General features: G+C 71.4%; 10 protein-coding genes and 1 pseudogene. 1 reads left to right on the top strand and 10 read right to left on the bottom strand.

What is annotated here, in order from left to right; all coding sequences use genetic code 11:
- Nucleotides 1–61: 61 nt before the first annotated feature.
- Nucleotides 62–274: a cold-shock protein gene (locus ACSSVZ_RS19040; protein WP_453961489.1), complete on the bottom strand. Its 213-nt coding sequence runs from the start codon at nucleotides 272–274 to the stop codon at nucleotides 62–64.
- A gap of 284 nt (nucleotides 275–558) precedes the next feature.
- Here ACSSVZ_RS19040 and ACSSVZ_RS19035 point away from each other — a divergent pair, with 284 nt between their 5' ends.
- Nucleotides 559–1200: an MBL fold metallo-hydrolase gene (locus ACSSVZ_RS19035; protein WP_453972317.1), complete on the top strand. Its 642-nt coding sequence runs from the start codon at nucleotides 559–561 to the stop codon at nucleotides 1198–1200.
- Nucleotides 1201–1257: 57 nt separating this feature from the next.
- Here ACSSVZ_RS19035 and ACSSVZ_RS19030 read toward each other — a convergent pair whose 3' ends face one another.
- The 9 genes and pseudogenes from ACSSVZ_RS19030 to ACSSVZ_RS18990 form a co-directional block, all read right to left on the bottom strand.
- Entirely contained in the window at nucleotides 1258–1962 is a 705-nt protein-coding gene (locus ACSSVZ_RS19030; protein ID WP_453972316.1) for an ArsR/SmtB family transcription factor, read from the bottom strand.
- Between the two features lie 94 nt (nucleotides 1963–2056).
- Nucleotides 2057–2959, bottom strand: coding sequence for an NAD(P)/FAD-dependent oxidoreductase (locus tag ACSSVZ_RS19025; RefSeq protein WP_453972315.1), 903 nt, complete (start codon nucleotides 2957–2959; stop codon nucleotides 2057–2059).
- Nucleotides 2946–3404 (bottom strand): Rrf2 family transcriptional regulator, encoded by a 459-nt coding sequence (locus ACSSVZ_RS19020; protein ID WP_453972314.1) that lies wholly within the window; start codon nucleotides 3402–3404, stop codon nucleotides 2946–2948. Before ACSSVZ_RS19020 ends, ACSSVZ_RS19025 begins: the two co-directional genes overlap by 14 nt.
- 161 nt (nucleotides 3405–3565) lie before the next feature.
- On the bottom strand, nucleotides 3566–5995 hold the full coding sequence (gyrB, locus tag ACSSVZ_RS19015) for a DNA topoisomerase (ATP-hydrolyzing) subunit B (RefSeq protein ID WP_453972313.1): 2430 nt from the start codon (nucleotides 5993–5995) through the stop codon (nucleotides 3566–3568).
- 159 nt (nucleotides 5996–6154) lie between these two features.
- Nucleotides 6155–7471 (bottom strand): cation:proton antiporter, encoded by a 1317-nt coding sequence (locus ACSSVZ_RS19010; protein WP_453972312.1) that lies wholly within the window; start codon nucleotides 7469–7471, stop codon nucleotides 6155–6157.
- A 54-nt stretch (nucleotides 7472–7525) separates the two neighbouring features.
- Nucleotides 7526–9148, bottom strand: a complete 1623-nt coding sequence (locus ACSSVZ_RS19005) for an NTP transferase domain-containing protein (protein WP_453972311.1) — start codon at nucleotides 9146–9148, stop codon at nucleotides 7526–7528.
- Nucleotides 9145–9858 carry an XdhC family protein gene (locus tag ACSSVZ_RS19000; RefSeq protein ID WP_453972310.1) on the bottom strand — a complete coding sequence of 238 codons (714 nt, stop codon included), beginning with the start codon at nucleotides 9856–9858 and terminating at the stop codon, nucleotides 9145–9147. Before ACSSVZ_RS19000 ends, ACSSVZ_RS19005 begins: the two co-directional genes overlap by 4 nt.
- Before the next feature lie 7 nt (nucleotides 9859–9865).
- Nucleotides 9866–10177: an XdhC family protein gene (locus ACSSVZ_RS18995; RefSeq protein ID WP_453972309.1), complete on the bottom strand. Its 312-nt coding sequence runs from the start codon at nucleotides 10175–10177 to the stop codon at nucleotides 9866–9868.
- A gap of 149 nt (nucleotides 10178–10326) precedes the next feature.
- Nucleotides 10327–11955: pseudogene (locus ACSSVZ_RS18990) on the bottom strand (ATP-binding protein); the annotation flags it as partial.
- Nucleotides 11956–12833: the final 878 nt, after the last annotated feature.

Below are 12833 nucleotides of genomic sequence, written 5' to 3'. Positions count from 1 at the left end.
AACGCCGCCGGAGAACCGACGGCGCTGGAGCACCTCCTGCCCGGGATGTCTCTCGGGACGCTCAGGCCAGCTGGATGTTGACCGCCTGCGGACCGCGGCCCCTCCGGTCGTTCTCCACCTCGAAGGACACCTTGGTGCCTTCGTCCAGCGCCTGCAGCCCGGCGCGCTCGAGCGCCGTGATGTGGACGAACACGTCCTTGCCGCCCTGATCCGGCGTGATGAAGCCAAAGCCGCGCGTGGTATTAAAGAATTTCATCGTGCCGTTCTGGCGCATGAGAAGGCCCTCTCCCCCGATGATCGATCGCGATCGCAACGCACTGGACCGAGACCGGTCCGATCTCGGAAGCATCGGGAAAGCCAGGCCCACCCCGCCGGGCGACACGTCTTAACCAAACGTCCGAGCGCGCCTCACGTCTCGTTTCGAGGCGCTACACCTCTACATTGCCGTGGTTTTGCTGACGACTCAAGCGGGTTTGGAGCTCCCATTGGCGTTGTGCTGTCGAGCGTGAACAGATAGCAAGATCTCGTTCTCAAGTTTGAAAGGTTCTGCATCCCGCCATGGCTTCTCCCCTCAAGTTCTTGATCGTCCCGGTCACGCCGTTTCAACAGAATTGCTCGATCGCCTGCTGCACGGCGACCAACCGGGCGGCGATCGTCGATCCGGGCGGCGACATCGACCGCATCAAGGCGGCCATCGGGGAAAGCGGGGCCACCCCGGAGAAGATCCTGCTGACCCACGGCCACATCGACCACGCGGCGGCCGCGGCCGAGCTTTCCGAAGAACTCGGCCTGCCCATCGAGGGCCCGCACATCGCCGACAAGTTCCTGCTCGACGATCTGGAGGCGCACGGCGCGAAGATGGGCATTCCCGGCCGCCCGGTCACCCCCGGCCGCTGGCTCGACGAGGGTGACGACGTCACCATCGGCGCCAGCAGCTTCCAGGTGCTCCACATCCCCGGCCACTCGCCCGGCCACGTCTCGTTCGTGTTCTCGACCCAGGAGATCGTCATCGGCGGCGACGTGCTGTTCGCCGGCTCGATCGGCCGCACCGACTTCCCCTACGGCGACCACGACGCGCTCATCGCCGGCATCCGGACCAAGCTGCTGCCGCTGCCGGACGACACCATCGTCCTGCCCGGCCACGGCCAGGCGACCACCATCGGCCACGAGCGCAAGACCAATCCGTTCCTGCAGGGCTGACGCCGCCCGGAGCTTCCCGGCGCAGCCCGACACCTGCTTGTCGAGGGCGGCCGGGCCTCAGTCCAGCACCGCGCCGAAGACCTCGCGGAAGGCGGTGCGTCCGGCCGGCGTGATGGCGAGGACGCGGGCGGCCTCGCCCCGCCGGATCCAGCCGGCCTCCAGGCTGCGGGCGCAGAGCGCCGCGCCGAGCTTTCCGGCCAGGTGCGGCCGCCGTTCGCTCCAGTCCAGGCATGGCCGGCAGAGCACGCGGCCGGAGCGCCGCCCGTCCGCCGCCGGCCCGAGATCGATGCCGGCCCCGGCCAGGAACGCAAAGCCGCGCTCGGTCACCTCGCCCGCGTCGGGACCAAGCTCGGCGTAGCCGCCCGCCACCAGCGCGTCGGCCAGCGCCACGCCCAGCTGTCCGGCGATGTGGTCGTAGCAGGTGCGCGCGGTCCGCAGCGCCCGGTCGCGCGGTCCGGTCGCCACCGCCCGGCCCGGCTTCTGCAGCGCGGAGGCAACCTGCATCAGGCTTTCCACCATCTGCGCGACGCTTGCCGAGGCCAGCCGGAAATAGCGGTGGCGCCCCTGCTTCTCGACCGCCAGCAGCCCGGCCTGGGTCATCCGGGCGAGATGGCCGCTGGCGGTCTGCGGCGTGACGCCGGCCACGCCCGCGAGTTCGCTCGCCGTCAGCGCCCGGCCGTCCATCAGCGCGTGCAGCATCGAGGCGCGCGCCGGATCGCCGGCAAGCGCTGCAATCTCCGCAAAGGCCGCATGGGTGGACATCCGCCGCTTTCCCGTTCCCCGTTGGTGTTCGGGACCAGTCTAGCGTGGAACGTGGGACGACGCTTCGGCGTCGGCCGAAGTGTACACCGCCCGCTCAGCCGAACATCCTGGAATGGACGATCGAGGTGGCTGCGATGAAGCCGTCGGCGACGGCGAGCGTCACCGCGTGCTGCATCCGGGCCATGTCGCCGACCGCATAGACCCCCGGCACGCTGGTCTGCCTGTCCTCGCCGACGGTGACGAACCGGCCGAGCGGCGTCTCGTCGGTCGCGCAACCGAGGTCCGTCGCGAGCCCGCTGGTCATCCCCAGCTCCGGCGCGACGTACAGCCCGACGACCTGGATCGCGCGCCCGTCCACGAGCCGGACCGCCTCGACGGTCTGCCCCTTCCCTTCCAGCGCGGCGACCTGTGTTTCCTCCAGCGAGACGCCGCGGGCCAGAAGGTCCGCGCGGTCTTCGGCGCCGATCTCCACCGCGCCGTTGACGAACAGCGTCGTCGGCCCCCATTGCGGAATGATCCGCGCCTGCATCAGCGACACCGGCTTCGATGCCAGCACGCCCAGCGGCCCGCCGCCGAACTCGTAGCCATGGCAGAACGGACAGTGGATGACGCTCTCGCCCCAGCGCGCGGCAAGCCCCGGCACGTCGGGCAGGATGTCGGTCACCCCGGTCGCCAGCACGAGCCGCCCGGCCCGCGCCGTCTCGCCGTTGTCCATCTCGACGACGAAGCCGCCCTCGTCCCCGCGGCGCGCCGAAGCCGCCTGTCCTGCCTGCATCCGCACGCCGCGGTAGGGCGCAAGCTGCGCGCGGGCGCGCTCCAGGATCGCCGCCGGATTGTCGCCGTCGGCACCGAGAAAGCCGTGCGAGGCGGAGGCGTAGCGGTTGCGGGGCAGGCCGGCGTCGATCACCAGCACGTCCAGCCGGGCGCGGCCAAGGGTGAGGGCTGCCGACAGGCCGGCAAAGCTGCCGCCGACGACGATGACATCATGGGTTTGCATGGTGGGTCTTCCACTCAGGATGGGCTTCGAGCCGCGCCCGGAAATCCCGGTCGAGGTCGGCCAGCGTGACGGCGGACAGGCGCGCGAGCAGCCGGGCTTCGGCCTCGCTCATGGCGCCGGCGATCTGCGCGTTCACCGCCTGCTCCACCAGGCACTGAGGGGCCTCGGTGCGGTTGCCGAAGGCGAACAGCGGCGGGGCTCCCAAGGCGTCGTAAACGTCCTTGAGGGAAATCTCCGCGAGCGGGCGGCTGAGGCTCCACCCGCCGCCCCTGCCCCGGCCGGACGCGACCAGTCCCGCCTCGCGGAGGTTCGCCATGGTGCGGCGGACCACCACCGGATTGGTGCCGAGATGGCGGGAGAGCACCTCCGACGTCGCGGGGGTGTCCTTCTCCGCCATGTGCAGGAGGACGTGCAGGACGGAGGAGAGGCGGCTGTCGAGCTTCATGTAACTTCATATGTTACAAGATAGGCGCGCGCGCTAGAGCCTGCCTGCAGATCGATCGGCGCCGAACGCAAAAGGCCCCCGCGCAATCCGCGCGGAGGCCTTCTGGATATCGGTGACTTGGCTGGAAACCCTGGCGTCAGCCGCGCGATGGCGCGCGCGCTCTACACGTCCAGGTTTTCCACCTGCAGCGCGTTGTCCTGGATGAACTCGCGGCGCGGCTCGACGGCGTCGCCCATCAGGCGGGAGAACACGTCGTCGGCGTCGTCGGCTTCCGAAATGCGCACCTGCAGCAGCGAGCGGGCGTCCGGGTCCAGCGTGGTTTCCCACAGCTGGTCGGCGTTCATCTCGCCCAGCCCCTTGTAGCGCTGCATGGCGATGCCCTTGCGGCCGACCTCGTAGACCGCCTCGATGAGCGCCCGCGGTCCGCGGATCTCCTGGGACTTGTCCTTGCGGGTCAGCGTCGCCGCCTTGCCGTAGATCTCCTTCAGGTGCGCCGCCTGATGGTCGAGCTTGCGCGCGTCGGACGAGGCGATCAGCGCCGCGTCGATCATCGCCATCTCGCGCACGCCGCGCACGGTCCGCTCGAAGCGCAGGCTGCCGTCCGCGTCGGCGCGGCCTTCCCAGCCCTGCTCCCAGTCCTCGGCCAGGATGTCGAGGCGCCGGGCGATGTAGGCGGCCGCCTCCGCCGCCTTCTCCGGATCGTGGAGGATGGCGTCGTTGAGCGCGCCGGCGATCGCCGCCTGCTCGACGATGTCGCGCGGATAGCGCGAGTTCAGCCCGTCGACGATGGTGCGCACCGTGCGCGCCTTCTCCACCACGGCGCGCAGGTCCGGGCCGGCGCGCACTTCGCCCGAGGCGAGCGTCAGCGTGGTGTCGTCGAGGCCGGTGGAGGTGAGATAGTCCTCCAGCGCCTCGTCGTCCTTGAGGTACTGCTCCGACGAGCCGCGGCGCACTTTGTAGAGCGGCGGCTGGGCGATGTAGATGTGCCCGCGCTCGATCAGCTGCGGCATCTGCCGGAAGAAGAACGTCAGCAGCAGGGTGCGGATATGGGCGCCGTCGACGTCGGCGTCCGTCATGATGATGATCTTGTGGTAGCGCAGCTTGTCCGGGTTGAACTCCTCCCGGCCGATGCCGGTGCCGAGCGCCGTGATCAGCGTGCCGATCTCGTTCGACGACAGCATCCGGTCGAAGCGCGCGCGCTCCACGTTGAGGATCTTGCCGCGCAGCGGCAGCACCGCCTGGTAGTTCCGGTGCCGGCCCTGCTTGGCCGAGCCGCCTGCGGAGTCACCCTCGACCAGGAAGATTTCCGACTTCGCCGGATCCCGCTCCTGGCAGTCCGCAAGCTTGCCGGGCAGCGACGCGATATCGAGCGCGCCCTTGCGGCGCGTCAACTCGCGCGCCTTGCGGGCCGCCTCGCGCGCCGACGCAGCCTCGACAACCTTGGCGGCGATCAGCCGGGCTTCGTTGGGGTTTTCTTCCAGCCAGGTGCCGATCGCGGAGTTGAGCACGTTCTCCACCACCGGGCGCACCTCGGAGGAGACCAGCTTGTCCTTGGTCTGCGACGAGAACTTCGGATCCGGCACCTTCACCGACAGCACGCAGGTCAGCCCCTCGCGGCAGTCGTCGCCGGTGAGCGTCACCTTCTCGCGCTTGCCGATGCCGTGCCGGTCCGCATAGGAGGTCAACTGCCGGGTCAGCGCGGCGCGGAAGCCGGCCAGATGGGTGCCGCCGTCGCGCTGCGGGATGTTGTTGGTGAAGCAGAGCACGTTCTCGTGGTAGGATTCGTTCCACCACATGGCCGCCTCGACGATGACGCCGTCGCGCTCGCCGCTGGTCGCCACCGGGACCGGCAGGATCGGCTGCTTGGTGCGGTCGAGCCAGCGCACGAACGCCTCCAGCCCGCCGTCGTACATCATCACCTCTTCCTTGCGCTCGACCCCACGCTCGTCGACGAGGGTGATCTTCACGCCGGAATTCAGGAAGGCGAGCTCGCGCAGCCGCCGCTCCAGGATCGAGAAGTCGAACTCCACCTGGGTGAAGGTGTCGGTCGACGGCAGGAAGCGCACTTCGGTGCCCGTGCGGCCGCCGGAATCACCGACGATCTCGAGCGGCGACACGGCAACGCCATGGGCGAACCGCATGAAGTGCTCTTTGCCGTTGCGCCAGATGCGCAGGTCGAGCTCGCTCGACAGCGCGTTCACCACCGACACGCCGACGCCGTGCAGGCCGCCGGAAACCTTGTAGGAATTCTGGTCGAACTTACCGCCGGCGTGCAGCTGGGTCATGATGACCTCGGCCGCCGAGACGCCCTCTTCGGAGTGCAGGTCGGTCGGGATGCCGCGCCCGTTGTCCGACACCGTCACCGATCCGTCCGGGTTCAGCCGCGCGAACACGGTGTCCGCATAGCCGGCCAGCGCCTCGTCGATCGCGTTGTCCACGACCTCGTAGACCATGTGGTGGAGACCGGAGCCGTCATCGGTATCGCCGATGTACATTCCCGGGCGCTTGCGAACCGCATCCAGGCCCCTGAGGACCTTGATGGAATCGGCGCCGTAGTCGTTCGGGTAATCGGGGTGGGTGGGTTCCGTCACCAAGAGCGTGCCGTCCGAATCAAGAGAAGAGTGAGCCCCCTTATAAGGGCTTGGAAGGGCACATCAAAGGACACCGCAACCGTTTGATATATAGGTCGAATTCTCGGCTCTTCCAGGGCCGTCGGCCGCCGCCTTGAGCCGCGCCTCGTGCGCCCGCCCTCACGGGGTGCCGTTTCCGCCGTCCGGACCGGCCCCGGGCCGCCCGCGGTGCGGCCTCTGCGGGGTGGGCAAAGCCCCCGGCGCCGCCTCCTCCGCGGCGTCGCCCATGCGCCGCGCCCAGCCGCCGTAGCGGGCCGACAGCAGCGGCGCGCTGATCCCGTGCAGGAAGGCGCTCAGCACCACCGTGACCACGGTGACGGCCATGATGGTGGCGCCGCGGGTGATGTCCTCGCGCTCGACGATCAGCAGCGCGAACAGGATCGAGGCGATGCCGCGCGGCCCGAACCAGCCGATGAACAGCCGCGTCGGCCAGCGCACGTCGGTGCCGATCAGCGCGATCGCCACCGGCACCATGCGGATCGCGGTCAGGCTGAGCACGGCGTAGACCAGCATCGCCGGGTCGAACCGCGCGACCGCATCCGGCAGCAGCGCCACACCGAGCACCAGGAAGGTGAGCAGCATCAGCAGGCGCCCTTCGGTCTCCATGAAGCCGAAGAGGAACTTCGCCGGCCGGCCCAGCGTGTTGCCGAAGCAGAGGCCGGCCACGAACGCCGAGATGAAGCCGTTGCCGCCGATCATGTCGGCCGCCCCGTAGGCGAGGATCGCGGCGGCCAGCACGCCGATGCCCTCGTAGGGCTCCGCCGCCGCGCCGCGCGCCGCCAGCTGGCGCATGGCCAGCGCCGCGCCGCAGCCGACCGCGCCGCCGACGGCGGCGCCGAACCCGATCTGGGCGGCGGCGAACGCCATCCAGCCGCCGACCCCGCGGCTGCCGTCGAGGATGTTTCCCTCCGCCCCCACGCAGGCGATGAAGAACAGCACCGCCGGCAGCGCCAGGCCGTCGTTGAGGCCGCTTTCCACGTTGGTCGCCTGCTGGACGCGCGGCGGCACCGAGGCATCGGTCATCACCGGCTGGGAGAGTGCTGCGTCCGTCGGTGCCAGCACGGCGGCCAGCAGCGCCGCCTCGAACACGGTGACGTCGGGAAACAGCAGCACCCCCACCAGCGTGCCGGCGGCGATGGTCAGCGGCATCCCGATGCCGAGCGTGCGGAGCGGCAGCGAATGGTAGCGATCGAACTCGGTGATCCGAATGCGCGACGCGTCGGAGAACAGCACCAGGATCAGCGTCAGCTCGGCGACCAGGCGCACCGCGCCGGCCGCCGCGTCGATCTCGACGACACCGAGGAACAGCGGACCGATGGCCGCGCCGAACAGGATGAACACCATCGGCGGGCTGAGCGGCGAGCGGGCGAGCCGATCGCCGACGAGCGCGAACAGCAGCATCCCGAACGCCGCCAGGGCCACCGCTTCGACCGTCATGCAGATCCTCTCCGTCGCCGGTTCACGCCTCGCGTGCCGCTCCGCGAAGCGACCTCAGTCGGCCTGCCTGCCGCCAATCTCGCGCAGGGCGTCCGGCGTGTCGATGTCGACGGCCGCCGCCGCGCCGAGCTCGACCTCGGCGATCGCGTCGGGATAGTCGGCCAGGATCTCTCGGCCGCCCTTGTCGCCCGCCACCGCCATCAGCTCGGGGAAGAACCGCCGCGACCAGAGCACCGGGTTGCCGCGCCGGCCGTCATGGGTCGGCACCACGATCAGCGCTCCGGCGTTGGGATCGAAGGCGTCGATCAGCCGGTCGATCATCGGCGCCTCGATCATCGGCATATCGCCGAGCAGCACCACCGCCGCCGCCACGTCGTCGCCGAGCGCCGCGAGCCCCGCCGCGAGCGACGTCGACAGGCCGTCTGCGAAGGCCGGATTGTTCACGCACGTGACGTCGAGGCCGTCGAGCGCGTCGGCCACGTCGTCGGCGCGATGGCCGGTGACGACGACGACGCGGTCGGCCCGGCTCGCCAGCCCCGTCTCCGCAGCCCGGCGCACCAGCGGCACGCCGTCGACGGTGGCGAGCATCTTCGGGCTGCCCATCCGCGACGACCGGCCGGCGGCGAGCACCAGCGCCGCGACCGGGCCGCGATCGGCCTCGCGTTCCACCACGGCTTCGGCGCGCGGCTGCGGGCGCGACACGATCTCCATCAGCAGCCCGCCGACGCCGAGCCCGACGATGTCGTCGCGCGTCACTTCCAGGCCGGCCAGCGTGCGATGCAGGATCCAGTCGAAGCCGTTTTCCTTCGGGCTGCGGGCGCAGCCGGGCGCGCCGATCACCCGCTTGCCGTCGAGCCGGCCGAGCAGCAAGAGGTTGCCCGGATCGACCGGCATGCCGAAATGCTCGACCGTTCCGCCCGCCGCCTCGATCGCCGCCGGGATCACGTCGTGGCGGTCGACCACCGCCGAGGCGCCGAACACGATCAGAAGGTCGGCGCCGGCCGCCGACACGCGAGCGAGGGCAGACGCCAGCGCGGCCGCCTCGTGAGGGACCCGCTCCTCCGCCACGATCGCGGCGCCCGCCGGCGCCAGCCGGTCGGTCAGTACGGCGAGGGTCTTGTCGACGATCTTCGGTTTCAGGCCGGGCAGCAGCGTCGAGACCACCCCCACCTTCATCGGCTGGAACGGCGCCACCGAGAGGATCGGCTGGGCGGCGTCGAGCACGGCCAGCGCCTGCGCCATCACCTCCGCCGACACGGCGAACGGGATGATCTTGGCGGTCGCCACCATGCGGCCGGCCTCCACCGCCTGAAACGCCGGCAGCGTCGCCAGCGTCACCGACGGATCGATCCGGTTTAGACGGTTCACGGCGTCCCGGTCGACGACCAGCACGCCGGCCGCCTCGGCAAACAGGTTCGCCCGCCCGGTGAAGGCCGCGTCGGCCCGCACCATCCCGCCGGCCAGCCGCCCGGCCAGGCGTGCCGCCGCGTCGTCCTCGCCGACGTCGCCCGGCTCCAGGACCGCCGCCACCACCTCCGCGATGCCGTCGCCCCCGAGGCGCGCGATTGCCTCGCCGTCGAGGACGGTCCCCTTCTTCAGGACGCCGGCGGAGAGCCGGACCGTGTGGGCGAGGACCGCCCCTTCCGCGTCGGCGAGCGCGACCGGGCCGAACTTCACGCCGCCAGCCCCGCCTGCTCCCGGGCCGGGCGGGTGCGCAGCGCCTCGATGATCTGTGCGAGCACCGCCACCGCGATCTCCGCCGGGCTCGCCGCGCCGATGGGCAGCCCGATCGGCGCCGCGATGCGGTCGAGCGCCGCTTCGCTCAGCCCGAGCCCCAGCAGCCGGTCGCGCCGCTTGCCGTGGGTCTTGCGGCTGCCGAGCGCGCCCACGTAGAAGCAGCCGGTCGTGAGCGCCGCCTGCAGCGCCGGGTCGTCGATCTTCGGGTCGTGGGTGAGTGCCGCCACCGCGGTATAGGGATCCAGCGCGATCTCCGGCAGCACGTCCTGGGGCCATTCGGCCAGCAGCCGCACACCCTCGAAGCGCTCCGGCGTGGCAAACGCCGTGCGCGGATCGACGATGGTCACGTCGAAGCCGGCCAACTTCGCCATCGGCGCCAGCGCCTGGGAAATGTGCACGGCGCCGATGATCAGGATCCGCGCCGGCGGAACGCTGACGGTCAGGAAGACCGAATGTCCGTCCTCGGCCTCGATCCGGCCGGACTTGCCGGAGCGGAACCGTGACGCGAGCGTCTCGGCGAGGGAATCTCCAGACAGGTCGTCGGCCTCCTTCACCAGCCGCTGATCGCCGGTATCGACGTCGGTGACCAGGATGGCGGCGCGGCGGGCGGCCCGCTCGGCGTTGAGAGCCTTCAGGAGTGCCAGATCCATGGCCGCCTCAATTCACCTTCTCGACGTAGACGCGGATGGTGCCGCCGCACGACAGGCCCACCTCCCACGCCGTCTCGTCGGCCACGCCGAACTCCAGCATCTGCGGCTTGCCGGTGGCGATCACGTCCATCGCCTCGGCGACCACCGCGCCCTCGACGCAGCCGCCCGAGACCGAGCCTTCGAACCGGCCCTCCTCGTCGATGACCAGGTGGCTGCCGGTCGGCCGGGGCGCCGAGCCCCAGGTGTCCATCACGGTGGCGAGCGCGACCTGATGTCCCGCCTCGCGCCACGTCTCTGCAATCTTCAGGGGATCGTCCATCCGTCTCTCCCGTGTCGGAGCCGCACCCGTCGCCGGCGGCTGTATACCACGGAATATGGCGGTGGCGGAGCGCGAGTCCAAGCCGGCCCGGCAACCCGCCGTGGCCCGAGCGGAGAGGCCCCGCCGGCGCAGGCGGGAAAGACTTCCCGCTACGGCTTCGACCCCTTGGACCCCTCGGCCGGTTCCAGCGCGTCCTTCACCGCGGTCGCCAGCGCCTTCAGCGAGAACGGCTTCGGCAGGAAGGCGAACTCCAGCTCGTCCGGCAGCGCCCGCGAGAACACGTCCTCGGCGTAGCCCGACATGAAGATGATCGGGATGTCGGGCGCCATCGCGCGCAGTTCGATGGCCAGCGTCGGCCCGTCCATCTCCGGCATCACCACGTCGGAGACGAGGAGATCGATGTCGCCGCCGAGCTCGCGGGCGATCGCCAGCGCATCCTCGCCGGTCGCCGCCTCGTGGATGCGGTAGCCGCGCGCCGACAGGGCCCGGGTGGCGAAGGCCCGGATGGTCTCCTCGTCCTCCACCAGCAGGATGGTGGCGCTGCCGGTCAGGTCTTCCATCGGGGCGGGCGGAGCGGGTGCGGGCGCCTCGTCGTCCTGCAGCTGCGGTGCGTCCGCCTCCAGCGCCTCCAGCACGGCGGCGGTGGCGCCGTCGGCGTCGGCGTCGGCGAGCACCGGGGCGACGAGCTTCGGCGCGACCTCGCCGGCGCGCGGCAGGAACACCTTGAACGTGGTGCCCTCGCCGACCCGGCTGTCGACCACGATGGCGCCGCCGGTCTGCTTGACGATGCCGTAGACCGTCGACAGGCCGAGCCCGGTGCCGCGGCCGACCTCCTTGGTGGAGAAGAACGGCTCGAAGATCTTCTCCAGCACGTCCGGCGGAATGCCGGTGCCGGTGTCGACCACCTCGATGAGCACGTGGTCCGCCCCCGCCGTGCCCTCGTCGGTGTGGCGCGCCATCTCCGCCGCCGGCACGTTGGAGGTGCGGATGATCAGCTGCCCGCCGTCGGTCATCGCGTCGCGGGCGTTCACCGCCAGGTTGGTGATCACCTGCTCGAACTGGCTCTGGTCGGCCAGCACCGGCCACAGGTCGCGGCCGTGCACGACGGTCAGCGGCACCTTCTCGCCGAGCAGCCGGTCGAGCATCACCGACAGATCGGCGAGCACGTCGGTCAGCCGCAGCCGGCTCGGCCGCAGCGTCTGCCGCCGCGAGAACGCCAGCAGCTGCTTCACCAGCCCGGCCGCCCGGTTGGCGTTCTGCTTGATGTTCATGATGTCGGCGAACGACGGATCGGTCGGCCGGTGGTTCATCAGCAACAGGTCGGAGAAGCCGATGATCGCCGTCAGGATGTTGTTGAAGTCGTGCGCCACGCCGCCGGCGAGCTGGCCGACCGCCTGCATCTTCTGGCTCTGGGCGAACTGCATCTCCAGGGCGCGCTGCTCGGTGGTGTCGACGGCGTAGAGGATCGCCCGGCCGGCCGGGCCGCCGTCCTCGGGGAACGGCGCCACGTAGAGGCGCACGTCGCGCGGCGGCGTGCCGGCCAGCGTCACGTCGATGGGGGCCGGCTGCGCCTCGCCCGAGGCACCGCGGGCGATCGCCTCGGCGACCGTGTCGCGGTCGGCTTCCGCGATCATCTCCGCCAGCGGCGAGGTCGTCTCGCGGGCGCCGTCCAGTCCGCTCGCCAGCAGCCGCCAGAAGCGCGGCGTCGCCTCGTCGACGGCCCCCGCCCCGGTGACCAGCGCCACCGCCACCGGCATCGTCTCGAAGATCCGCGCGAACAGCGCCCCGTCGGCGGGCGGGGCGGTCGGCACGGCGACCGGATCGGAGGCGGGGGCGGCCACGGCTGGCGGCGTCCCGATCACGAACAGCAGCGCCGCCACCGCGCCGTCGCCGTCGCGCACCGGGTTGAGGCGCACCTCGGCAGGGGCGCCGGCCCCTGCCGGCGGGACGAGCGGGATCGCGGCGTCGGACGCAGCGCCGCCGCGGGCGCGCTTCAGCGCCGCGTAGAGCAGCGCCGCCGTCTCGGCGTCGGACGCCGCCCAGCGCAGCGGCGAGGCGAGGCGGGCGAACCCCAGCGACCGGTTGATGTCGGCATAGGCGGCGTTGGCGTGCAGCGGCACGCCCGATGGCGTCGCCAGCAGCGCCGGGGCGGCGAGCGCATCGACCAGCGCGCCGGCATGGACGGCGCCTGCCCGCTCCGTCCGCCGCCGCAGCCCCGCCAGGACGGCGATGGCGACGCCGGCGACGAGCGCACCGATGCCGGCCAGCGGCCCGGCCGCCACCGCGTCGTCGGCGAGGAGCAGCACCGCGCCGCCCACCGCCGCGGCGACCGCCAGCACGGCGGCGGCGATCACCAGCGTCGCCCCACCGCGCGCGGCAGTGTCAAAGGCGGCAGTGTCGGCGGCGGCGGGGAACGCGTCGGGCCCCACGCCGCGCACGCCGTCGCGCAAGGCGTTGCCCCGTTCCCCGGCTGGTCCGATATCCACCATGCGCCCTCGTCTCCCTCCGGCCGCCGGCGCCGTTCGAGATCAGGCGATGACGCCTGACGGCAAGACGGCGGCGCCCGGTCCGCATCCCTGATCCGGGGTCCCGGCAGATCCCGCCCGGACGTCCCGCCGCCGCGAATCACCGGCTTCGGCTGATCGTTCAAGCGTGC

It is taken from the genome of Amorphus sp. MBR-141 (genome assembly GCF_053628695.1).
The sequence above is the reverse complement of the archived record's forward strand: the minus strand, read 5'-3'. Positions and strand labels throughout refer to the sequence as shown.

Excerpts from the sequence above, each read along its gene's own strand:
- ACSSVZ_RS19020 (WP_453972314.1), bottom strand. The coding sequence starts at position 3,404 with ATGAAGCTCGACAGCCGCCTCTCCTCCGTCCTGCACGTCCTCCTGCAC.
- ACSSVZ_RS19025 (WP_453972315.1), bottom strand. The coding sequence starts at position 2,959 with ATGCAAACCCATGATGTCATCGTCGTCGGCGGCAGCTTTGCCGGCCTG.
- ACSSVZ_RS18995 (WP_453972309.1), bottom strand. The coding sequence starts at position 10,177 with ATGGACGATCCCCTGAAGATTGCAGAGACGTGGCGCGAGGCGGGACAT.
- ACSSVZ_RS19040 (WP_453961489.1), bottom strand. The coding sequence starts at position 274 with ATGCGCCAGAACGGCACGATGAAATTCTTTAATACCACGCGCGGCTTT.
- ACSSVZ_RS19000 (WP_453972310.1), bottom strand. The coding sequence starts at position 9,858 with ATGGATCTGGCACTCCTGAAGGCTCTCAACGCCGAGCGGGCCGCCCGC.
- ACSSVZ_RS19035 (WP_453972317.1), top strand. The coding sequence starts at position 559 with ATGGCTTCTCCCCTCAAGTTCTTGATCGTCCCGGTCACGCCGTTTCAA.
- ACSSVZ_RS19010 (WP_453972312.1), bottom strand. The coding sequence starts at position 7,471 with ATGACGGTCGAAGCGGTGGCCCTGGCGGCGTTCGGGATGCTGCTGTTC.
- ACSSVZ_RS19030 (WP_453972316.1), bottom strand. The coding sequence starts at position 1,962 with ATGTCCACCCATGCGGCCTTTGCGGAGATTGCAGCGCTTGCCGGCGAT.